Raw genomic sequence first — 22,059 nt, 5'->3', positions numbered from 1 at the left:
CTGCGCACAACTCCTTTACTAATGGTCTATACAAATTAGCCGATTGGCGTATCTTTCATTTTTGAGCATCTATAAAATACCTTCACCGGTTGCCTTTTTCGAAATATAGTTGGAGCCGAGTACGAAGATCAGTCCCACAACGGCCTGGAACAATCCAACAACGGTTGCGAGCGTATACTGTCCTGATTCAAGACCGACCCTGTATACAAAAGTACTAAGTACATCCGAATATTCACGAACGGCCGTGTTACCGATGATATAAGGGCGATCAAAACCGATGCTGACCATATGTCCAAGATTAAGAATAAGCAAGGTGACAATGGTTGGTTTGATACTTGGCAACGTGATATGCCAGATTCTCTTCAGCCGCGTTGCGCCATCAATCTCAGCCGCTTCAAACAACTCCCTGTTCACGCCGGTTAATGCGGCCAGATATAAAATGGTTCCCCATCCTGCACTTTGCCAGACACCTGTGAACAGATACGTAACAAGCCAAGGATTTTTCTCTGTCAAAAATGGTATCGGATTTAAGCCCATGCTCTCCAGTACTCCGTTAACCATACCGGATTGATTGCCGAACAATTGGTATACAATCCCCCCGATGATGACCCATGAGATAAAGTGAGGAATGTACAGAATCGTCTGCGATATTTTTTTGAACCATTTAAATCGAACTTCATAGAGCATAATGGCAAGTATGATTGGAGCAGGGAACGAAACGATCAGATCAAGAAAATTCAGCATAAAGGTATTGCGTAATGTGGTGTAGAAGTCTCGCATCCCAAACACCTCACGAAACGCATCAAAACCGATCCACTCACTGCCGCTGATACCCTGAAACAGGTTGAAGTCTTTAAAGGCGATCTGCACACCGTACATCGGTCCATAACGGAAAATTACAAAGTAAATGAGGGGCAAAGAAATCAGTGCGTACAATTGCCAGTACCTTTTCAAATATGTGAGGGTCATGTCGGTTTCCTCCTATCAACAAAGAAACGGCAGTGCCGCCAAGCCGGCGGCACAGGTCCCTTTCAAAGTTAAGCATTCGTATGGTTATCTGTCTCAAATCATGAAAGAATAAGATGGTGTATTTTGCAATGAGCTACTGTAAGGCTTCTTCAAGCTCTTTCTTCAGCTCTGTGCCGCCCAGGGACATGAAATCATTCATTTCCCGTTCATATACTGCGTCGAATTCTTCAGGCTTCGCCATCGCTGTTTTAACAATGATGACGTTCAGCTTGTCTTTGAGCGCTGTACTGTACTTCATCTCCGCCTCAATCGGTTTGTCAAAGATGATCGGTCCTACCGTGTCCGTGTTGGCGATATCAATCGACTGTTTTAATAAATCCTGGTTGTTTTTCGGAAAGCCCAGAATCCATGCTTTTTCATTCGTTGCCTGATCGCCAATATTTTTACCGTTCGAGATAATCGCTGTATCCCCTGCGTTAAACAAACGATCCTTCGCTTCCTGGGATGCATCGTCCTTCACAACTGGAATGCCATCTACCAGATCATAATTCTCCCCTTCCAAACCGCTGTAGATATCGATCAGGTTGTTGTCGGAGGCCATCCAGTCCAAATATTTAATTGCTTCCACAGAACGTTTGCTGCTCTTCGGAATCATAATATACATCCCGTTTGTTCCGTAGCGGGACTTGATGTGTTTGTTATCTGCATTCGGATTCGTGTATACATCAACCGGCAGTACTTCGCTACCGTCCACATTTTTGCGCAAATTATCCAGTGTACCATCTCCGTAGAACATGGCATCGACATCTTCAGACCAGTAACCTACGTTGCCATTCTGTATGTCCTTACCTAACTGTGTTTTATCTTCATCCAAACTGAAATCTTTACTGATCAGTCCTTCATTGTAGAGCTTGTTCAGGAATTTCATCGAATCTTTGAATCCTTCATGCAAAGGCAATTCATAACGTTGACCATAAGTCAGATCTCCACTTACCGGTTTGATAAACGAATAGATTAGTGTCTCGAACTGAGCCGGTGCAAGTGCCATACCCATTGGGATGTTTTTGCTGCCAAGCCCGCCAGGATCCTTCTCTTTAAACGCTTTCAAAGTGCTATAAAGTTCATCCGTGGTTTTCGGCACCGGTAATCCCAGTTTATCGAGCCAATCCTGACGAATATAAGAGCTATATCTGCCTGTGATCGCACGTTTACCCGGTACGGCGAACTGTTGCCCTTCCACTTGCCCAAATTTCAATGTATCTTCACCCAGGAATTTCTTCAGGTTTGGTCCATACTGATTAATCAGTTCACCGACATCCGTTAGTCCGCCCTGCTGGGCATAGCGGTAAAACACGCTGGAGTCATAGACAAAGACAATATCGGGGACATCTGTATTGCTAGCCATCAGGACATTCAGCTTGGTGACTTCCTCTGAACGCTGAACGGGTACAAACTGCACATCAATGTTGTTGGGGTCGCCGAACTTCTCCTGAATCATTTTAGATAGATAGTTGTTCGTAATGGTGTAAGGCGAAGGACTGTTCCCACGATCGAAAATCTCCACCTTTAAGGTAACGCGCTCACTACTGCCTGATGTGCCACCTTCTGCTGATTCTTGATCTGATGCAGACGAGCACCCCGCAAGTAGTGAAACGCCCATTACCATCGTAAGCGCCAGACCCATCCATTTCTTGAGACTCCCTTTGGTTGATTTTCTTGTCATTTTGTCATCCCCTTTGGCTATGCGTGAATGTTTAAAGCTTGCCCAGAGTATTCCACATCTTTGCTCACTCTTGCAATAAACTCGTTTCGCAAACGCTTACATAAGGATAATAGTTTATCTCCTGTGATGATTTTCGCAGACTGACTATATTCTTCGATGCTCTGTTAATGCCCGCGGTGCCTGCAGTCGTCTTCACTCAAGCTTTCCCCTCTCCGGTTCAACTGTAATCAGATACAATAAACCATTTTCATATACTGCCTATATTCGTAAAAGGGCCTAAAACAGGCATAAAACTATGGGGTTCTTGCATAAACACAGGCCTCAAGCCCAATTTAGAGGTCATACTCACAGCAAAAAGGTGAACTTCTACACGTCTTCTCCTGAGAGAAGTCCGCATGAATTCCACCCCATTGTTTGTCATAATGTACTCGCATATTAAGTCTGTGTTTACGACTCGGGATCGTGAGGTTCACGTTTCATACGGCGATAGTCTCCTGGTGTAATACCCTCAACCCGTTTGAATACACGTCCCAAGGTAATTCCATTGGCATACCCCACCTTTAAGGCTATGTCCTGCAAGGAAAGATCCGTACTCCGCAGAAGCCGCTCCGTTTCCTTCATCCGCAATTCTGTAAGGAAGTCGACAAACTTCATATTGAACTCTGTCTTGAACAAATAACTCGCATGTTTGCCGGTAATCTGGAATCGATCGCTCAGATGTTTTAGCGAAAGATCAGGATTCGCAAACTGTTCTTCGATATAGTTTTTCATTTCATTGACCATCGCTTTGTAGCTCTTGGTTTCAGTTACCGACACATAAGTTCTGAACAAGTCCGTCAGATCATCAAACAGAATGTCTTTGATGCCTTCAAGTGTCTCCGCTTCTTTCATCAGCATCAACCACTTGTTTATGTTTTCCTCCGATAATTTCTCCTGCAGCTGTTCGGACATGACCGCTACTTCCCGGCTGAGCATCTGTAGCATCGCTTGAATCAAGGAGTGAATCTCATCATCTGGCAGCTTATCACGCTCAAAAGCCGCGAAGATCTCCTCCAGTTGATCACGCCACTGACTGCTCGACATCCGAAACCGTTTAACAAAATCAGCAATCATCTGCAAATAGGTATAGGTATCAAGCAGCTGCTGCTGGGTTTCTCCATACCCGGCCAGAGCAACATCACCGTCTCTCAGCAATCTGCGGTGCATCACATTCTCAGCCGCTACGTATGATTCACGAATAGCCTTCATGCCTTCCGCGATCGGTCCGATACCGAAACTTAATGATATACGCAGATTCTGCTCAACCCAGGATCGGCATTCCTCTGCAACTAAGCGAATTTGCTCAGTCATATCCGGGTTACCGTCTGTGGACAGGAAAAGGATCGCAATCTGATCCGAGCTGACCCATTCCGTCCAGCATTGCATGCCCGCATTGCGTGAGAGCTCTTGCAGAACATTCATTAACGCAAATTTGAGTGTATTCTGCTCACCTCTCGTAAACCGTTCCTGAAATCCCTTCTCATATCGGTTGATTTCACCAACCACAACAGCGAAGCATGACGAATGATCCACGCCAGTTAACGGGGAAAGATCCTTTAATCGCTCTACCGCATGATCGAGATTCTCCCCATTCAGCAGATCGTTAAAAAGTTTGCTGCGCTGCAGCAGCACGTTTTCCCTGCTCTTTTTGTCCGAATCCATCATATGGTTAATCAGGTTTTCCAACACGCCATCAATCAATTTCATCTCATCGGTCCGTGAGCCCGATTGCTCAAGCACCCGAATCTGATGAGCCTCAATCCGATTCATAATAATCTGGATGGGTTTATAGTTGCGACGAGTAATATAGATAATATAGACGATCGCACAAATGACGGTAACTACCGCAATAATCACCCATACATAGGAAACTACTGAGACCCAACTGTATAAGTTCCCCTCCTTGATCCCACTCGAGATCGTCCAACTCAATCTTTCCAGCGAAAGGGTGTTCAGCTCTTGCCCTTCTACAGCACCTTCACGATCTGAATGCGCATCGTAAACAACCTGACCGTCACGGTCAAGAATGCTCATGAAAGAAAGCTGTCCATTAACCATGCTATCAATGCTCTGCTCGATGCTGCTCATCTTGATATTAATGACAAGCGCCCCATCGGAGCCGAATGGCAAGGGCATATCCTTATCCACCGTCAATACCCGAATAGGCGTACGCTGATTAACTCCTGCATCGTATTCCCTGACAGGCTGCCAGCCTGAATTAAGAGAACCAGACTCGATCCGGTCGATCCACGCCTTGTCTGAAAAGCTGTCTACATCCTTGGAGCCGCTCGATGTTAAAACGCTTTCATTTTTCTTGTCATACAAATAAATCGATTGGATCCACGGGTTGGAATTCGTCAGCTCACGCAAGCTCTGTGCAATGCTGTACACGGTCTCCTTGCCCACCTGGTTCTGGCTATTAAAATAATACTTATAGGACTGCTCACTCTGCACCGCTTCCGTAACCGACAACTCAATATCCCGGATCGTCCGGTCCAGACTGTCCACCAAATAGCTGGAAGAGATACGGTCTGCTTTCCTTGTTTCTTCCCTGGAGATGTCATTAATGAAAACAAAAGCGATAAAAATGAGTACGGTCATGGTAAGAAAGAAAATAGGAAAATAAGAAAACAGTAAACGATAATACCAAGTCCGGGACAATAGACCCCACTCCTCACTCCACGACACCGTTATATAATAGCCGTGGTTCTACTGTTCATCACATCAGTTACATCTCTGAGATTGAATTCCCCTATACACGCAGCCATAAAAATCAATTTTAAGTTATTATAGCACAAGCCCCCAGGCAGCAAATCAGTAATCGATTCCCTCTTTCTCCTTAATTCATCCGCATCTCTATCCTAATCCATCATAAAAAAATAAAACCGTGCTGAGCAGCAAACTACTCAAACACGGTATAGTAAACCTGGATTCACACAATCTGTGCAGCATAATTAAATCCCTGAATCTTTAAACAACGTCGCCATGGAGCCACCATCCACAATAATGCGAACAGCACGCGCAAGCATTGGAGCTACGGGCAACACTTTGAAGCATTCGGGATGATCATCTGGCAGTGCGATGGAGTCTGTGACTACCACCTCGGCTATAGACGGGTGATTGAGCTTACTCAGTGCCCCGTCCGAGAACAGACCATGTGTTGCGCATACATATACATTTTTGGAGCCACGCTCCTTCAACCCTTCAACAACATTAAGAATTGTCGTTCCGGTATCGATCAAATCTTCAATAATAATTGGAGTTCGACCCTCCACATCACCAATAACGTGCGTAATGATCGATTCATTGTGGCTAGGCCGCTTCTTGATCATAATGGCAAAAGGGGAATCCAGACGATTCGCCAGTTTCTCCGCCATTGAAGCTCGTCCCGCATCAGGGGAAACAACCACCGGATTTTCAATCCCTTTACTCAGTAAATAATCACTGATGAGATCCAATGATGTCATGTGATCCACAGGAATATTGAAAAATCCTTGAATTGCCGCTGCATGCAGATCAATGGTAACTACCCGGTTTGCCCCGGCAGTAGTTAACACATCCGCAACCATTTTGGCCGAGATCGGCTCACGCGGAGCAGACTTGCGTTCCTGACGGGCATATCCGTAATAAGGAACAATAATATTTACCGTACGGGCAGAAGCCCTTTTGGCTGCATCAATCATGACGAGCAGTTCTACGAACAACTCATTAATCGGATGAGATAATGATTGAACCAGAAACACATCACAGTTGCGGATCGTCTCTTCGTAGTGAACGTATATTTCTCCGCTCTTGAACCGGGACAGTTTGATCTTGCCTAGTTGTACACCCAGCTTGTCGCATACCTGTTCTGCCAGCTTAGGGTTCGATGAACCGGAAAAAATACGTAACGAATGCTGCATAATGCCCTCCCGAGGGTTGAAGTCCCAATATAATCCTTTATCAGTCTAAAAGTGAATGTTCAAAAAGGCCGGTTTTCAGTACCGAGAAGATGGGATAAAGCTAGAAATGGAGTAGCGGAACGTAGGCAAAACTACGTGAGCAACGAACATTTCGGCTGAATTCCAGCTTCGATGCTGATGATGCCATTAGGCATCCTTCGTAATCAAAAGCGGACTTTTTTGAACTACCTCTAAAAAGGTTATTTCCTACCCTCATTATACTCCACTACCTTATACATTTAAAGAAAGGAACGAGCGCTGTCGACCTTCAAAAACGGCTACCTCCGTACAGCCTAGCTCGCGGAGGAGTGCCTCGGCCTCAGGCAGATAATCCCCCAGCTTCAGCGGGTCATGTGCATCGGAGCCAAGGGTCAGCGGAATCCCCAATTGAATGGCCTCTGTTAACATCCGGCGACCAGGGAACATCTCAGCACATGGCTTCGATAATCCCGATGCATTGAGCTCCATGGCACAGCCACTTTTCGCGATAGCTTGCAGTGCTGCGTTTTCAAGGACTATACGCTCTTCAGTCTGCTCTGGTGCCGGAGTGAAGCCGAAGCGTTTGATCACATCCGTATGACCCATAATATCGTACAATCCCGTCGCTGCTGCTTTGCTCACAGCATCATAGTACTGACGATAGACTTCCAGTACGTCTTTGCCTTCCCAATGATGGGTCTGGCGAAAATCCGTAATGTCCCATTCCCCGAGAAAATGAACCGATCCTATCACATAGTCCCATGGGTAGCGTTCAATAATGGCCCGAATTTCGGTCTCCCAGCCTTCAATATAGTCGCCTTCGAGGCCGACACGTACATCGATCTGACCACGGTACCGCTCCTTCAGAGAAAAACACTCTTCCACATAACGCGGTAGCTCGTCCATGGGCATTGCCATCTCAGGATAATAGTGAGCAGGGTCTACATGCAGCAGAGGCATGTGATCCGACAACCCAATCTGCGACAGGCCAATCTCCACCCCACGCTGTACATACGCTTCCAGCTTGCCAACTGCATGACCACACCGCTCATGGTGAGTATGATAGTCTATAAGCACGGGCTCGCCTCCTAATCGCGGCGAGGCCGCTCGTGGCGACGGCTCAGCTCTGACATGATGTCATCCAGCGGCAGCTTGCGCTCTTGCAACAGAACGAGCAAGTGGTACATTAGGTCACTGACCTCAAGGCGAAGCTCGTCATTGTCTTTATTTTTGGCGGCAATAATCGTCTCGGACGCTTCTTCACCGATTTTTTTCAAAATTTTATCAACGCCTTTATCGAACAGGTACGTCGTATATGCACCTTCCGGACGCTCACGTTCGCGCTCTGCAATGACCGATTCCAGTTCAGCCAGTACTTCAAAACGACTTTCGGAGCTAGCACTTGCAGTAGTTGCACTAGAATCGCCTGAAGTCTGGTCTGCGGATTTCTCTGGCAAACCCACGATTTCATTATGGAAACACGTCACCGCTCCGGTGTGGCAAGCAGGCCCGTTCGGCTTCACTTCAACCAGCAAGGTGTCACCATCACAATCGTATTTCAATGAAGTAATCGTCTGTACATTGCCTGAAGTTGCGCCCTTGTGCCACAGCTCTTGACGCGAGCGTGACCAAAACCACGTTTCACCGGATTCCAGCGACAACTTCAGCGATTCCCGATTCATATAAGCCATCATCAGAACTTGACGAGTTTCTGCATCCTGCACGATGGCAGGCACCAATCCGTCGCTCCATCGAATGTGTTCCACAACCTCTTCCAAGGACAGCTGCTCCTTGATTTCATTGCTTCCTTTAGTCACGGATCTCCACCCCTTGCTCTCTCAAATGTTGTTTTAACGCCGGAACGGCGATTTCTTTGTAATGGAATATCGTTGCCGCTAGTCCTGCATCCGCTTTGCCTGTCGTGAACACATCATAGAAATGGGATTCCTTCCCCGCACCACCCGAGGCGATAACCGGAATACGTACCGATTCGGATACCGCTGCTGTCAGTTTCAGATCGAACCCATCCTTCGTTCCGTCCGCGTCCATACTTGTCAGCAGAATTTCGCCAGCGCCTAAGATCTCCGCCTGTTTAACCCAGTCCAGCGCCTTAATTCCTGAAGGTTTACGTCCACCATGCGTATACACTTCCCATTCGCCCCAAGCCTCATTATACTTGGCGTCTATTGCAACCACGATACACTGGGAGCCAAAGCGGCGTGCTCCATCTGCAATCAGCTGTGGATTAAGCACAGCTGCCGTATTTACCGCAATCTTGTCCGCTCCTGCACGCAGAATGCGCTTCATGTCTTCCACCTTGGAGATCCCTCCACCTACGGTAAAAGGAATGGCGATCTCGCCTGCGGTTTGCCGCACCACTTCTTCCATCGTTTCGCGGCCTTCCACCGAAGCGGAGATATCGAGAAACACCAGTTCGTCCGCACCCTCGCGGTCATACAGCGCCGCCAGCTCCACCGGATCACCCGCATCGCGGAGATTGACGAAGTTAACGCCTTTGACAACCCGGCCGTCTTTCACGTCCAGACAAGGAATGATTCTTTTTGCCAGCATGCTCCTCTTCCTCTCTCCTGATGATCGTTATCGTGCAAATGTTTATTTAAGCTTATATAGTACCGCTATTATTTATTAACCGCTCCCACCGCTTCGGACAGATCAATACTGCCAGTATACAGCGCTTTGCCCACGATTGCTCCTCCGACACCATCTTCCGCATGCTTGCTTAAGCGAAGCAAATCGTCCATAACACTAACTCCACCGGAGGCAATCACCGTACGGCCACTCGCCTTGGCAAGAGACACGATCGCTTCTACGTTAGGGCCCTGCATCATACCATCACGGGAGATATCTGTGAAGATGAAGGTTTCGGCACCGAATGCCGCCAGCTCTTTCGCGAGTACCTCAGCCTGAACTTCCGATGTCTCAAGCCATCCGCGTGTCGCCACATAGCCATTGCGTGCATCGATACCAATAGCTACTTTATCTCCATACCGCCCCAGTACTTCTTCTGTAAAAGCGCGATCTTCAATCGCAGCTGTCCCGATAATAAGACGACTTACACCGAGGCCCAGCAAACGTTCTACATCAGCTACTGTACGAAGACCTCCACCTACCTGAACAGGCACGTTCACGGCCGAAGCAATACGCCCAATCAGCTCATCATTCACGGGATGACCTGCTTTTGCACCATCCAGATCCACCAGATGAACGTATGTACCACCTTGCTTCTCCCAGGAAAGAGCAACTTGAACCGGGTCATCGTTATATACCGTCTCCTGATTGTAATCTCCCTGCACCAGTCTTACACATTTGCCGTCCCGGATATCAATTGCCGGATATATGATAAAAGATGACATACAAGGCCTCCTGAATATATTCATATTTGTGCTCTAGTTTAGCTACGTATTATTTTATAAGGATGAAATTAAAAAATCATAGAATCCCGAATTATGATTACGCCTTAGGTCGTCCAGTCAATGCCAGGAAGTTTCCAAGCAGCTTCATACCCAGTTCTCCGCTCTTCTCCGGGTGGAACTGCATGCCGAAATTGGAGCCTCTGCCAACAATCGCCGTAACCGGATGTCCGTAATCGGTTACTGCCAAAAGATCGCTCTCTACGTCCGCACGTGCATGATATGAATGGACAAAATAGACATGACTTGCCTCAAGCCCCGCGAATAGTGGATTTTCCGGGTGCAGGAACTGCAATCGATTCCAGCCCATATGCGGAACCTTTAAATCTCCCGGTGCGAATCGCACGACTTTACCCGGCAAAATATTCAATCCTTCATACTCACCATGCTCCTCACTTGAGCTGAACAAAAGCTGCATGCCCAGACAGATGCCGAGCAGCGGCGTTGATCCAGCTGCTGCTTCCTTCACCACAGCGTCCAATCCACTATCTCGCAAGTGCACCATGGCATCGCCAAATGCACCTACACCTGGCAGAATCACACCATCTGCACCAAGAATCGCATCCCGGTCACCTGTGACCAGCGCTTCGTAGCCAAGACGTTCGACCGCTTTGCCGACGCTGTGCAGGTTCCCCATACCGTAATCGACAATTGCAATCGCCATGTCTACAGCACTCCCTTCGTGGAAGGCACACCCGTTACACGCGGATCAATCGTTGTTGCCTCATCCAATGCACGCCCCAGTGCTTTGAAGATTGCCTCGATCATGTGATGCGTATTTTGTCCGTAGTGCACGATAACGTGCAATGTAATGCGTGCTTCCAGCGCCAGTTTCCACAGAAACTCATGTACCAGCTCGGTTGAGAAGCTACCCACTTGCTGAGACGGGTATTGTGCACGGTACTCAAAATGAGGACGGTTGCTGACATCGATGACTACCTGAGCGAGAGCCTCATCCATCGGAACAAATACACTCGCATAACGTTTGATGCCTTTCTTGTCACCCAATGCTTCACGAAGAGTCTGTCCCAGACAGATCCCGATATCCTCCACTGTGTGGTGGTCATCAATATCAACATCACCACGCGCCTGTACGTTCAGATCGAATTGTCCATGCTTTGTGAACAGATCGAGCATATGATTCAGGAAAGGTACGTCCGTTTCAATCTCGGATTGCCCAGTGCCATCTACGGCAAAAGAAAGCTGAATGTTCGTTTCATTTGTTTTGCGGTCTACCTCTGCCTGACGTACAGCACCCTTGTTCTGAAGGTCCAAACCATTATCCTGCTTATCCATTATCCGATTCCGCCTTTCCTTCCTGTTCTAACCGTACAGCGATCGCACGGGCGTGTCCTTCAAGCCCCTCATGCCGGGCCAGTTCTATAATAGCTGCTCCATTTTGGAGCAGCGCTTCCTTGCTGTAATAGATCAAACTCGATTTTTTGATAAAATCATCCACGTCCACAGGTGAACTGAATCGGGCCGTTCCATTTGTCGGAATAATGTGATTCGGTCCCGCAAAATAATCCCCTACCGGCTCCGAACTATACGGGCCGAGGAAGATCGCTCCGGCATTCTCGATCCGGCCAGCGTAAGCCATGGGCTCCTGCACCATGATCTCCAGATGCTCCGGTGCGAGCCGGTTCACTACATCGATTCCCTCATCGATGGAATCGACCACAATAATCGCGCCATACTGCTCCACGGAAGCAGCAGCGATATCACGCCGCGGCAGCGCTTCTAGCTGCTGCCGCACTTCGGCCTGCACGGCTTCCGCCAGCACGGCCGAGGTTGTGACGAGAATGGCCGATGCCATCTCGTCATGCTCCGCCTGCGACAACAGGTCGGCGGCCACATACACCGGATTCGCCGTATCATCGGCGAGCACCACAATCTCACTCGGCCCGGCGATACTATCGATATCGACTGCGCCGTACACCTCGCGCTTCGCGAGCGCCACGTAAATATTGCCCGGTCCACAGATCTTGTCGACCGGGGCAATGCTCTCCGTGCCGTAAGCAAGGGCGGCGATCGCTTGAGCGCCGCCAACCCGGTACATCTCGCTCACGCCTGCTTCCGCAGCAGCCACGAGAATGTACGGGTTAATGCCTTCGCCGCCGTTCGTTGACGGCGGCGTCACCAAAACAATCTCCGGCACGCCAGCCACCTGTGCCGGAATCACGTTCATCAGCACAGACGAAGGGTACGCTGCTTTGCCGCCAGGTACATAAACGCCGACCCGCTTCAGCGGCCGGATTACCTGACCCAGCAAACTGCCGTCCGGCTGCCAATCCATCCATGAGTTGCGTTTCTGCTTCTCATGAAACGCACGAATGTTAGCGGCGGCCTGACGGATCGCCGTCACGAAGGAAGGCTCCACAGCTGCATATGCTGCCTGCAGCTCTTCCTGTGGCACGCGAAGCTCCGCAGCCGTCAGCTTCGTGCGATCCAGCTGCTCTGTGTAACGCAGCAGTGCCGAGTCTCCTTCCCGGCGAATGTCACTGACAATGCGCCGTACCGTTTCATTTTGCTCCGGTGTACCGTATTCCACTTCGCGCTTCAGATCAAATTCCCGTGCAGGTACAATTTTCATGCGTACATCCTCCCTATCCCTGTAGTGCCTGTGATGCGACTAATATCCGTTCATGCTATATGATCAATCATCGATTAGTGATTTACGTTTCATCTTACATACTTCATTTATCCTCGAAAAATTCCTGCCGATACCTCATTCGAGGCTGGAATGACCTGCTGGAGTGCATCACATAATGCTTGAATCCGTGCGTTCTTCATCCGATAGCTTACCCGATTGGCAATAAGGCGACTTGTGATATCCAGAATGCCCGTCATCTCCACGAGTCCGTTCTCACGTAACGTCTGACCAGTCTCCACCAGATCGACGATTCGATCAGCCAGCCCGATCAACGGCGCCAGTTCGATGGAGCCATTCAGTTTGATAACTTCAACCTGCTGTCCTTGCTCGCGGAAATACTGGGACGCAATCCTCGGGTACTTTGTTGCCACCCGCTGCTGAATGCCAGGCGTCCAGTCCGGTAGTCCAATAACAGACATGCGGCACTGTGCGATTCCCAAGTTCAACAATTCGTAAACGTCCCGATTTTCCTCAAGCAGAACGTCTTTACCCACTATGCCAATATCCGCTACTCCATACTCCACATACGTTGGCACATCTACGGGCTTCGCCATGATGAATTCCATCCCAGCTTCCGGCACTTCGATGACCAGCTTGCGTGTATCGTCCACGTCTACCGGAATATCAAGCCCTGCTTGACGGAACAGTTTGGAGGCTTTCTTATAGATTCGGCCCTTTGGCATGGCTACCTTCAAAATATCCGACATCTCAGCGTCCTCCTCCATTTTCATGTCCGTACGTGATAATCTGCTCAGCCTGGATTGACTTGTTGCCAGTTAGCGCCTCTGCCCCATCTTTAGGAAGGAGGTATGTTACTACATTTTGACCGATGCTGCGTAGTCTCGCCGCCTCCGTTAGAGCCTCAGCCCGACATTCAGATGTATATTGAATAAGTACAGGCTTCTTCTCTTCCATCGTAATTCCATGAACACCATCGATAATCCGATTTGTTTTGAGTGCAAACCCTGTAGCTGGTAATGAACGGCCAAACTGCTGTAATAGATTATCATATCGTCCGCCACTGCATACCGGGGATCCGAGCTCTGCCGCATACCCTTCAAACGTCATGCCTGTATAATAGGAGAAATCACCAATCATCGTCAGATCAATCAACACATGCTCAGACACACCGTACGCTTCCAACACTTCGAATACAGCACACAGATGCGCAATGGACTGTGCTGCTTCAGTGCTTGAACTCAGCTCTCCTGCGTGTGTACATACTTCTTTACCGCCACGCAGACGCAAGATGGCTTCAAGCTGCTCCTTCAGTTTCGGCTCCAGATTCAATGCTTCAATGGATTGGCGATAGCCGACATAATCACGGCCCAGCAATCCTTCTTTCAACTGCTCCTGTTGTACCGTTTGACCCGGAATGACTTCTTCCAGTAACCCGTTCAGAAATCCCATATGACCCATCGCAATTTTAAAGGAAGATACACCCGCTGCCTGCAAAGAAGCAATCGCAAGGGCTACAACTTCTGCATCCGCCTCTGGCGAATCATCACCGACAAGCTCTACACCTGTTTGGAAAAATTCTGCCTCACGTCCTGCTTCCTCTTCAATGGAACGAAACACATTTGCATGATAGGACAGACGCAGAGGAAGCTCCTCATCCTTTAATAGAGAAGAGACCACCCGTGCTATCGGAGCTGTCAGATCTGATCTTAGTACGAGCGTAGTCCCGCGACTGTTTAATAATTTAAACAGCTTGCGATCCGAAGTGGAACTCGCTACCCCAACGGTATCGTAGTATTCAATCGTTGGCGTAATGATTTGACGGTAACCCCAGCGTTCCATGCATTCCAGTACATTCCGCTCAATGGTTCGCAGCTTGGTCACCACATGTGGTGTATAGTCACGAAAACCTGTCGGTTTTTCAAAGCCTTTTGGTTTGGACATTGGTATTATTCACCCCGAGTCAGTAATTTAAGATTGGTAGACGTTCTATTTCAACAGGATTTATGTAGTGTAAATCCCCATTCTATCTTGTAACCTGAATTCTTATTGTTGCTGCCAGGCAGCCTTCAGAAAACGTTTAGTACGTGTTCATTTATGCTTAATTATATTCAACTTTCATCATTTTCTTTAACATGGTAAAGTGCTAACAAACTAAAGTATATGGGATATGATAACATGAATGACCATCCATCGTCAACAATACAACCCCTTTTGGGTGCTTGTACTACATCCTCTATTTAGATCTTTAATCTAATTATGTGTATACGAAAAAAGCTGCCATCAGCAGCTTCCTTATTTCAGTCCGTTCGTCTTAATGCTCTTCCCGTGACTGAATCAATTCAGGTTAATTTTCGTCCTTGTATTCTTTGTAATGATCTTTTGCAGATGGATCCGTAAGCCGTCTCCCAAAATCATTACTCATCGGTCTTTATGACAATCTCCTCCGTTGAAGCACTCGAGCGAGACAGATCACGAAGTGGATTCCCTCCAACAAAAGCCCCTGGAGCTACATCCTTATGGACAACTGCGCCTGCGGCTACAACGGCACCGTCTCCAATGGTCACACCCGGCAGGATGGTTGAATTAGCACCGATCAATACATTCTCCCCGATAATCACCTCACCGAGTCTGTACTCTTTAATAAGATACTCATGAGCCAGGATCGTAGTGTTGTAACCAATCACGGAATTTTCACCTACCGTAATTTTCTCCGGAAAGAACACATCCACCATCACCATCAACCCAAATGCCGTATGTTTACCCACCTTCATGCCAAGCATGCGACGATAGATCCAGTTCTTGACCGATAGAATCGGGCAGTACCGTGACAACTGAATCCAGATAAAGTTACGCACGCCTTTCCACGGACTCACTGTCTTATAGATATGCCAAAGTGCGTTATGGCCTTCTACGGGATAGCGGGTTACTTTTCTCATGAACGTTCCGTTTCAATCAGCTTGAGCAAGTCCTTCATGTCGTGCAAAATGTAATCCGGGTTATAGCCGCTCAATACGGCCTCTCCCTTAAGGGACCAGGCTACGCCTGCCGCAAGCGCACCCGCGTTCTGTGCCGATTGAATATCGACTGGGCTGTCACCCACCATTAATGTTTTGGAAGGATCTGCACCCAACTCTTCGATCGCCTTCAGGACCGGTTCAGCATGCGGTTTGGGATTGGTTACATCGGTAACCGTCACAATTGATTTCATATACTTCAACAGGTCGAAACGCTCCAGCACCTTAAGCGTAGATGGGCGAATCTTCGTCGTGACAACACCCATCACGATTCCCGCCTCATGAAGAGCTTCAACAACCTCAATCACGTGAGGAAACGGTTGAACCATCGCCTCATGATGAACGTCGTTGTAAGCCCGATATCCTTTGACATACTCCGCAACATCCTCTTTGCCAGAGAACGTACGCATCTGATTCTCCAGTGTTCCCCCCATATGAGGAATGATCTGTTCGCGTGTCCAAGGGGTAGATAACTGCAAATCCTCCATCACATGAAGGAAAGAGTTGATAATTAGTTCATTCGTATCAATAATCGTTCCATCCAGATCAAACAAAACCGTGTCAATCATGTTGCATTACTCCTTTTTCTCTTCAGCTTGCTTCAGATCCTCTTTGGTCGAGACTGGAGTTACATTGTCCTCTTTGCCTGCAACCGGGCCTGTGTGCACCATATCATCCGATGATTCTGAAGGGACTTTGGAAGATACAATTGGATCGCTATACCGTACATCTGCCTTGCCTGTCATTCTTCTCACAACGATGAAGACTATCGCAACAATAATGATTCCAATAGCCAGCAGCTGCGAAATTCTTACGTTACCATAGGCTGGATCAAGATATCCTTGCTCAAAGCCCATAGCTGTCATCGGTGACCATAACCCATTAACCATGGAGGCAACCCATTGAGGAGCCTGGAATCCCAGACTGTCAGTACGCAGCGCTTCGATAAAGAATCGACCGATCGAGTACCAGATAAAATAGGACATAAACAGTTCACCAGCACGCAGAAACTTCTGACGACGAAGCACCAGCAAGATGACCAAACCAACAAGACTCCACATCGATTCATACAAAAATGCAGGATGATGGAATACACCTTCCACGTTCATCTGATTAACGATAAAGTCTGGCAAATGAAGCTTGTCTCTCAAAAATGATTCTTCTACAGGACCGCCATAGGCCTCTTGGTTTACAAAGTTACCCCAGCGTCCGATCATTTGTCCAACAATCAATCCAGGTGCACAGATGTCGGCCATACGCCAGAAATTATACCCTTTACGACGGAAGAAAATGACTGCACATATGATCGCACCAATCAGTGCGCCATATATGGCGATACCACCATTCCATATTTTAAAGACATCCCAGAAATTATCCTTATAATCGTCCCATCGAAATGCCACGTAGTATATGCGGGCACCGATAATGGCAGAAGGTACACCAAGCAGAACCATGTCCATAAACACTTCCTGCGGAATGTTATACCGTTTGCCTTCCCGGATGACGAGCAGCAAACCTACAAGTGCCGCTGTACCGAGAATAAGCCCGTACCAGTGAACCTTTAACGCTCCGATGGAGAACGCTATCGGGTTCAACAGTAATAATGTATCCATTCATTCACACTCCTATAAATTGACTCATTCACAAGCATGACCAATTGCTGCATGTCCAACACTCTATACAGAAGTAGAACACATCAACAATTGGCCTTTAATTATATAATAGAGCCTTCTCTTCTTAGTCCATGTCTTCCATATCTTCAGAGATCGTTGCTGTCAGTTTGTTCGTAAATTGCAGCGCAGCGTTAAGTCCCATTTGCTTAAGACGATAGTTCATCGCCGCAACTTCAATAATTACAGCCAAGTTCCGTCCCGGACGAACAGGAATGGTTACCAGAGGTACATCTGTATCGATGATACGTGTTGTCTCCTCATCCAGACCTAGGCGATCATACTGCTTATCCTGCTGCCAAGCCTCTAGACGCACTACCAGGGTGATCCGTTTATTATTACGCACAGCCCCTGCACCAAATAATGTCATCACATTGATAATCCCAACTCCCCGAATCTCAAGTAGGTGACGGATGAGCTCTGGTGCTGTTCCGTGCAGCTGGAAGTCTGATGTTTGCCGGATTTCAACTGCATCATCCGCAATCAAACGGTGTCCACGCTTCACCAATTCAAGTGCCGTTTCACTCTTACCAATACCACTACTGCCCGTGATTAGCATACCGACTCCATTCACATCACACAGTACGCCATGAATCGTTGCCGTTGGCGCAAGCTTACGCTCTAGGAATCCGGTAATACGGCTCGATAAAATGGTTGTAGCCATGTTGCTGCGAAGCACGGCCAGATTCTGCTCCTCACTGATTTCGATTAGTTCCTGTGGTACTTCCAGTCCACGAGTCACCAAGATACAAGGTGTTTCTTCCGTGCATAGGCGCTGCATCCGATCACGACGCTCGGCCTCAGGCAACATGGAAAAAAAGGCCAGCTCTGTTCTCCCAAGCAGCTGTACCCGTTCTTGTGGATGGTATTCAAAATAACCGGCCATTTCGAGGCCAGGACGGTTTAAGTCGTCTACAGTAATGACTCTCTTCAAACCTTGAGATCCGGAAACGACCTCAAGCTGGAACTGCTGTACCAATTCAGATACTTTCACTTTTTTCGCCATTTGTCTCTTCCTTTCAGCATTCGCTGCCTCTCTATGTACATCAGCATTTTTGCGTCAATTCCATTCCATTATTAGCGCATTCATTTTGTTTGTTTCAGGTTACAGATTTTACAAAACAAAACCAGCCTTCAAATAATCTTAAATGAATTCAGTGTTGAATGCAATCGTGAACCATGGCCGCCCATTAATCAAAAAAGCCCCTTCCAGCAATAACGGAAGGGGCTCAGATTACAATGTATAATTGCGTTAACTGATAGATTCCATCGTTACCGATGAATCTCAGTACTATTAGTCTTGAAGAAGAACGTTTACTTCAGTCTCTTTGTCAAAGATATGAACTTTGTTCATGTCAATTGCCATTTTAACTGTGGAACCATCACGAGTGTTGGAACGTCCGTCTACACGTGCGATTGTAGTGTCGTTACCTACACCGCTCAAGTAGAGGAGCATTTCGTGACCCAGGTTCTCTGTTACGTCTACGTGTGTAGAGAATACAGAGTTCGGGGATGCTTCCAGGAATACTGGCTCTTCGTGAATGTCTTCTGGACGAACACCCAGAATCACTTCTTTACCAATGTATCCTCTTGATTTCAGCACTTGTGCTTTACCTTGTGGGATTTCAACGTCCACACCAGGAGCTACGAAATGCAGGCTAGCACCTTGTTCAGCCAATTTACCCGAGATAAAGTTCATTGTCGGGGAACCGATGAAACCAGCTACGAACAGGTTAGCAGGGTGGTTGTAAAGCTCTTCCGGAGAAGCTGCTTGTTGGATGATACCATCCTTCATAACAACGATCCGATCACCCATTGTCATTGCTTCGATTTGGTCATGCGTTACGTAGATAACAGTTGTTTCCAAACGTTTCGCAAGTTTAGTGATCTCAGCACGCATTTGACCACGCAGTTTGGCATCCAAGTTGGAGAGAGGCTCATCCATCAAGAAAACTTGTGGATCACGGACGATCGCACGTCCCAGAGCGACACGCTGACGTTGACCACCGGACAGTGCCTTAGGTTTACGCTCAAGCAAATGCTCGATATCCAGGATTTTAGCTGCTTCACGTACACGTTTGTCGATCTCATCTTTTTTCACTTTACGCAATTTCAGACCAAACGCCATGTTTTGGTATACGCTCATATGCGGATACAAGGCATAGGATTGGAACACCATCGCGATATCGCGGTCTTTAGGAGCAACATCATTAACGACACGGTCACCGATATAGAGTTTACCTTCAGAAATTTCCTCAAGGCCTGCGATCATACGCAGTGTTGTTGATTTACCACAACCGGACGGACCTACCAGTACCAGAAACTCTTTATCTTTAATGTCCAGGTTAATATCAACTACTGTTGCTTTATCAGAACCCGGGTATTTTTTGAAAATATGCTCTAAACGTACACCAGCCATGATTGTTGCCTCCTCAGAGATCATTTTGTAATCGAATACATTTTGTAGTTTTATATTAACCCATTTGCATGATGTTTGACTATTCGCAAACTGCACAAAAATATCAAAGCTTTTTCGTCACTTTGTACATAAGCAATAAAAGCCGTACCAGAACAGCACTTTCGAAGTTCCTAACATCATATCCGATTTCCTGTTTGATCTTATCCAAACGATATACCAAAGTATTTCGATGAATGAAAAGTCGCTTGGCCGTCTCACTCACATTACAATCGAGATTGAAGAAGGTCTCCAGCGTAGCCAATGTCTCACTATCACTAAATAACACAGTACCTTTGCCCGTTTCCTGTATAAAACGAAGCCGTTGTTGCACAGGAATGCTATCTACCAAACGTTCGAGTTGCAGATTCCAAGGGAGATGGATGTGTTGTGCGACATGGAAAGCTCTGCCCAAGTGTACACTCTCTTGAAGAAGTGCCGTGACAGGAGATAGCTGCTTTGCAGGGATACACGGTAAGGATGCAGACAAATGAAAGACACCTGCCCATTCACTGGCTACCAACTCATAGAGCCCCAAACAAAAGGCATTCAGTAGATCCTTTCTGGCTTCAATAGTATCCTCTTCCGCTTCACCCGTGACAATCTGTTCATCACCTAGAAACACCCACTCCTGTGCTCCCACAGGAATTAGTATAATTTCTTCTCCGAAGTAACTTTCAAGCAACTTGTTCAATTCCTTCGAACGTATGCGATGAGCATCAGGTGTCTCACATTGCAGTAGAAATGGGATTTTCTCTGTGTTCAATTCTCCATCCAACGAAAAATGATCTGGAATAGGTTCCTGCTGGACTGTTTGCTCAACCTGCTTCCGAAGCCACTGTCCCAATTCAGCAAGCTGTTGTTCTCTATCGTTTTCATATATCACAGGCTTTTCTTCATCTAATGCTTCCCTATGATTGCTAATGAGAAGTTCAATTAAACGCTGAACTTCCAGCGTAACGGCATCAACAGAACATGCCCAATATAAAACAGTACCTTCTTCCTCGTTCATCCCGACTTTAAAATATATAAGTTCTTGTGTACGCCAACTGCTTACATCCTTTGCCAAACCAACCATCATCTCGTCATCACGTATGAAACCTTCGGCCTCTTTTGTAAGAGTATTATGAGCCACTGGAAGAGTTTTAGGATAAGCTGAGCTAAATCCATATTGATTCCATTCTTCTATAGTTATCACGGATTCGTCCAATGTAGTACCTATAATTGCTTCGATTTGTTGTTTTAGATCAGGTATGAGCTTCATATAATGAACGCCACCACTCTGCTTTTTTCTATTATTTTATCATATCTTGCGCAGCATCGCTTTTTTCAGTCTTTATTAGAATTCCCACAATATTAATTTATTTATTTGTAACAAAAAAAGAGTAATTGATCAAATTAATGATCAATTACTCTTTTTAAAAAGATGAGTCATGAAGGGCTCGAACCTTCGACACCCTGATTAAAAGTCAGGTGCTCTACCAACTGAGCTAATGACTCGAAAACTGGTGGAGGATGATGGATTCGAACCACCGAACCCGTACGGGAGCAGATTTACAGTCTGATGCGTTTGGCCACTTCGCTAATCCTCCAGGATTACATGGTGGCTCGGGACGGAATCGAACCGCCGACACGAGGATTTTCAGTCCTCTGCTCTACCGACTGAGCTACCGAGCCTTATTTAATTTTTAGATTAATGGCGGAACCGACGGGATTCGAACCCGCGATCTCCTGCGTGACAGGCAGGCATGTTAGGCCAACTACACCACGGTTCCAGGCATTAATGGTGCCGGCGAGAGGACTTGAACCCCCAACCTACTGATTACAAGTCAGTTGCTCTACCAGTTGAGCTACACCGGCGTATATGGTGGAGGCTGAGGGGATCGAACCCCCGACCCTCTGCTTGTAAGGCAGATGCTCTCCCAGCTGAGCTAAGCCTCCTGGGTAATATGGTAGCGGCGGAGGGGATCGAACCCCCGACCTCACGGGTATGAACCGTACGCTCTAGCCAGCTGAGCTACACCGCCATATTAATAATTGAACTTGATTGCTTGTCCATCTTAAGGTAAAGATGGCGGAGAGAGAGGGATTCGAACCCTCGCACCGCTTACGCAGTCTAACCCCTTAGCAGAGGGTCCCCTTATAGCCACTTGGGTATCTCTCCAAATAGACAATCATGAACAATGCTTACAAGGATTGCTCCCTGAAAACTAGATCCGAAACG

The 22,059-nt window shown here is 47.3% G+C and carries 19 protein-coding genes and 8 tRNA genes; all 27 read right to left on the bottom strand.

Annotated elements, in window-relative coordinates; genetic code table 11:
• Nucleotides 1-69: 69 nt before the first annotated feature.
• The 27 genes from DC345_RS17875 to DC345_RS17745 all read right to left on the bottom strand — a co-directional run bounded on the left by DC345_RS17875 (nt 70) and on the right by DC345_RS17745 (nt 21,999).
• Entirely contained in the window at nt 70-969 is a 900-nt protein-coding gene (locus DC345_RS17875; RefSeq protein WP_113054215.1) for an ABC transporter permease, read from the bottom strand.
• A 133-nt stretch (nt 970-1,102) separates the two neighbouring features.
• Nucleotides 1,103-2,692 carry an extracellular solute-binding protein gene (locus DC345_RS17870; protein ID WP_113054214.1) on the bottom strand — a complete coding sequence of 530 codons (1,590 nt, stop codon included), beginning with the start codon at nt 2,690-2,692 and terminating at the stop codon, nt 1,103-1,105.
• Between the two features lie 447 nt (nt 2,693-3,139).
• The gene (locus tag DC345_RS17865; protein WP_113054213.1) at nt 3,140-5,392 is read right to left on the bottom strand and encodes a helix-turn-helix domain-containing protein; all 2,253 of its coding nucleotides are present in this window, start codon (nt 5,390-5,392) and stop codon (nt 3,140-3,142) included.
• 293 nt (nt 5,393-5,685) lie between these two features.
• Complete coding sequence (locus DC345_RS17860) at nt 5,686-6,633, bottom strand: ribose-phosphate diphosphokinase (protein WP_076292000.1); 948 nt, start codon at nt 6,631-6,633, stop codon at nt 5,686-5,688.
• Between the two features lie 270 nt (nt 6,634-6,903).
• Complete coding sequence (hisJ, locus tag DC345_RS17855; protein ID WP_113054212.1) at nt 6,904-7,728, bottom strand: histidinol-phosphatase HisJ; 825 nt, start codon at nt 7,726-7,728, stop codon at nt 6,904-6,906.
• A gap of 11 nt (nt 7,729-7,739) precedes the next feature.
• Nucleotides 7,740-8,468, bottom strand: coding sequence for a bifunctional phosphoribosyl-AMP cyclohydrolase/phosphoribosyl-ATP diphosphatase HisIE (hisIE, locus tag DC345_RS17850; protein ID WP_113054211.1), 729 nt, complete (start codon nt 8,466-8,468; stop codon nt 7,740-7,742).
• On the bottom strand, nt 8,461-9,222 hold the full coding sequence (gene hisF / locus DC345_RS17845) for an imidazole glycerol phosphate synthase subunit HisF (protein ID WP_113054210.1): 762 nt from the start codon (nt 9,220-9,222) through the stop codon (nt 8,461-8,463). Before hisF ends, hisIE begins: the two co-directional genes overlap by 8 nt.
• A 68-nt stretch (nt 9,223-9,290) precedes the next feature.
• Nucleotides 9,291-10,025, bottom strand: coding sequence for a 1-(5-phosphoribosyl)-5-[(5-phosphoribosylamino)methylideneamino]imidazole-4-carboxamide isomerase (gene hisA / locus DC345_RS17840; RefSeq protein WP_113054209.1), 735 nt, complete (start codon nt 10,023-10,025; stop codon nt 9,291-9,293).
• A 97-nt stretch (nt 10,026-10,122) separates the two neighbouring features.
• A complete protein-coding gene (hisH, locus tag DC345_RS17835) occupies nt 10,123-10,746 on the bottom strand; it encodes an imidazole glycerol phosphate synthase subunit HisH (RefSeq protein ID WP_113054208.1) in 624 nt (207 codons plus the stop codon).
• Between the two features lie 2 nt (nt 10,747-10,748).
• Nucleotides 10,749-11,378 (bottom strand): imidazoleglycerol-phosphate dehydratase HisB, encoded by a 630-nt coding sequence (gene hisB, locus DC345_RS17830; protein WP_146752143.1) that lies wholly within the window; start codon nt 11,376-11,378, stop codon nt 10,749-10,751.
• Complete coding sequence (gene hisD / locus DC345_RS17825) at nt 11,371-12,675, bottom strand: histidinol dehydrogenase (protein WP_113054207.1); 1,305 nt, start codon at nt 12,673-12,675, stop codon at nt 11,371-11,373. The genes hisB and hisD overlap by 8 nt, the downstream gene beginning before the upstream one ends.
• Nucleotides 12,676-12,782: 107 nt before the next feature.
• On the bottom strand, nt 12,783-13,442 hold the full coding sequence (gene hisG / locus DC345_RS17820; RefSeq protein ID WP_113054206.1) for an ATP phosphoribosyltransferase: 660 nt from the start codon (nt 13,440-13,442) through the stop codon (nt 12,783-12,785).
• A gap of 1 nt (nt 13,443) precedes the next feature.
• Nucleotides 13,444-14,637 carry an ATP phosphoribosyltransferase regulatory subunit gene (locus DC345_RS17815; RefSeq protein WP_113054205.1) on the bottom strand — a complete coding sequence of 398 codons (1,194 nt, stop codon included), beginning with the start codon at nt 14,635-14,637 and terminating at the stop codon, nt 13,444-13,446.
• 473 nt (nt 14,638-15,110) lie between these two features.
• Nucleotides 15,111-15,632, bottom strand: coding sequence for an acyltransferase (locus DC345_RS17810; RefSeq protein ID WP_113054204.1), 522 nt, complete (start codon nt 15,630-15,632; stop codon nt 15,111-15,113).
• Nucleotides 15,629-16,279, bottom strand: coding sequence for a pyrophosphatase PpaX (gene ppaX, locus DC345_RS17805; RefSeq protein ID WP_063566519.1), 651 nt, complete (start codon nt 16,277-16,279; stop codon nt 15,629-15,631). The genes DC345_RS17810 and ppaX overlap by 4 nt, the downstream gene beginning before the upstream one ends.
• A 6-nt stretch (nt 16,280-16,285) precedes the next feature.
• Nucleotides 16,286-17,323, bottom strand: coding sequence for a prolipoprotein diacylglyceryl transferase (gene lgt / locus DC345_RS17800; RefSeq protein ID WP_113054203.1), 1,038 nt, complete (start codon nt 17,321-17,323; stop codon nt 16,286-16,288).
• A gap of 124 nt (nt 17,324-17,447) precedes the next feature.
• Nucleotides 17,448-18,386 carry an HPr(Ser) kinase/phosphatase gene (gene hprK / locus DC345_RS17795; protein WP_113054202.1) on the bottom strand — a complete coding sequence of 313 codons (939 nt, stop codon included), beginning with the start codon at nt 18,384-18,386 and terminating at the stop codon, nt 17,448-17,450.
• A 288-nt stretch (nt 18,387-18,674) separates the two neighbouring features.
• Nucleotides 18,675-19,799, bottom strand: a complete 1,125-nt coding sequence (locus DC345_RS17790) for an ABC transporter ATP-binding protein (protein WP_113054201.1) — start codon at nt 19,797-19,799, stop codon at nt 18,675-18,677.
• 103 nt (nt 19,800-19,902) lie between these two features.
• Complete coding sequence (locus DC345_RS17785) at nt 19,903-21,099, bottom strand: PucR family transcriptional regulator (RefSeq protein ID WP_258530705.1); 1,197 nt, start codon at nt 21,097-21,099, stop codon at nt 19,903-19,905.
• Nucleotides 21,100-21,262: 163 nt separating this feature from the next.
• Nucleotides 21,263-21,335, bottom strand: a tRNA-Lys gene (locus DC345_RS17780).
• A gap of 6 nt (nt 21,336-21,341) precedes the next feature.
• Nucleotides 21,342-21,427: transfer RNA gene (locus DC345_RS17775), tRNA-Tyr, on the bottom strand.
• A 9-nt stretch (nt 21,428-21,436) separates the two neighbouring features.
• Nucleotides 21,437-21,512, bottom strand: a tRNA-Phe gene (locus tag DC345_RS17770).
• A 20-nt stretch (nt 21,513-21,532) separates the two neighbouring features.
• Nucleotides 21,533-21,610 (bottom strand) — tRNA-Asp (locus tag DC345_RS17765).
• A gap of 9 nt (nt 21,611-21,619) precedes the next feature.
• Nucleotides 21,620-21,695: transfer RNA gene (locus DC345_RS17760), tRNA-Thr, on the bottom strand.
• Nucleotides 21,696-21,700: 5 nt separating this feature from the next.
• A tRNA-Val gene (locus tag DC345_RS17755) sits at nt 21,701-21,776 on the bottom strand.
• A gap of 9 nt (nt 21,777-21,785) precedes the next feature.
• A tRNA-Met gene (locus tag DC345_RS17750) sits at nt 21,786-21,862 on the bottom strand.
• Nucleotides 21,863-21,907: 45 nt separating this feature from the next.
• Nucleotides 21,908-21,999 (bottom strand) — tRNA-Ser (locus tag DC345_RS17745).
• Between the last annotated feature and the right edge of the window lie 60 nt (nt 22,000-22,059).

The sequence above is a fragment of the Paenibacillus taichungensis genome, from assembly GCF_003287275.1.
GTDB lineage: Bacteria > Bacillota > Bacilli > Paenibacillales > Paenibacillaceae > Paenibacillus > Paenibacillus taichungensis_A.
Note: the sequence above shows the minus strand (reverse complement) of the source record. Positions and strands in the feature narration are given on the sequence as shown.

What these genes read in the sequence shown, in the direction of transcription:
- DC345_RS17875 (WP_113054215.1), bottom strand. Translation starts at nt 969, where the DNA reads ATGACCCTCACATATTTGAAAAGGTACTGGCAATTGTACGCACTGATT.
- DC345_RS17870 (WP_113054214.1), bottom strand. Translation starts at nt 2,692, where the DNA reads ATGACAAGAAAATCAACCAAAGGGAGTCTCAAGAAATGGATGGGTCTG.
- DC345_RS17860 (WP_076292000.1), bottom strand. Translation starts at nt 6,633, where the DNA reads ATGCAGCATTCGTTACGTATTTTTTCCGGTTCATCGAACCCTAAGCTG.
- hisF (WP_113054210.1), bottom strand. Translation starts at nt 9,222, where the DNA reads ATGCTGGCAAAAAGAATCATTCCTTGTCTGGACGTGAAAGACGGCCGG.
- hisA (WP_113054209.1), bottom strand. Translation starts at nt 10,025, where the DNA reads ATGTCATCTTTTATCATATATCCGGCAATTGATATCCGGGACGGCAAA.
- hisH (WP_113054208.1), bottom strand. Translation starts at nt 10,746, where the DNA reads ATGGCGATTGCAATTGTCGATTACGGTATGGGGAACCTGCACAGCGTC.
- hisB (WP_146752143.1), bottom strand. Translation starts at nt 11,378, where the DNA reads ATGGATAAGCAGGATAATGGTTTGGACCTTCAGAACAAGGGTGCTGTA.
- hisD (WP_113054207.1), bottom strand. Translation starts at nt 12,675, where the DNA reads ATGAAAATTGTACCTGCACGGGAATTTGATCTGAAGCGCGAAGTGGAA.
- hisG (WP_113054206.1), bottom strand. Translation starts at nt 13,442, where the DNA reads ATGTCGGATATTTTGAAGGTAGCCATGCCAAAGGGCCGAATCTATAAG.
- DC345_RS17815 (WP_113054205.1), bottom strand. Translation starts at nt 14,637, where the DNA reads ATGTCCAAACCAAAAGGCTTTGAAAAACCGACAGGTTTTCGTGACTAT.
- DC345_RS17810 (WP_113054204.1), bottom strand. Translation starts at nt 15,632, where the DNA reads ATGAGAAAAGTAACCCGCTATCCCGTAGAAGGCCATAACGCACTTTGG.
- ppaX (WP_063566519.1), bottom strand. Translation starts at nt 16,279, where the DNA reads ATGATTGACACGGTTTTGTTTGATCTGGATGGAACGATTATTGATACG.
- lgt (WP_113054203.1), bottom strand. Translation starts at nt 17,323, where the DNA reads ATGGATACATTATTACTGTTGAACCCGATAGCGTTCTCCATCGGAGCG.
- hprK (WP_113054202.1), bottom strand. Translation starts at nt 18,386, where the DNA reads ATGGCGAAAAAAGTGAAAGTATCTGAATTGGTACAGCAGTTCCAGCTT.
- DC345_RS17790 (WP_113054201.1), bottom strand. Translation starts at nt 19,799, where the DNA reads ATGGCTGGTGTACGTTTAGAGCATATTTTCAAAAAATACCCGGGTTCT.
- DC345_RS17785 (WP_258530705.1), bottom strand. Translation starts at nt 21,099, where the DNA reads ATGAAGCTCATACCTGATCTAAAACAACAAATCGAAGCAATTATAGGT.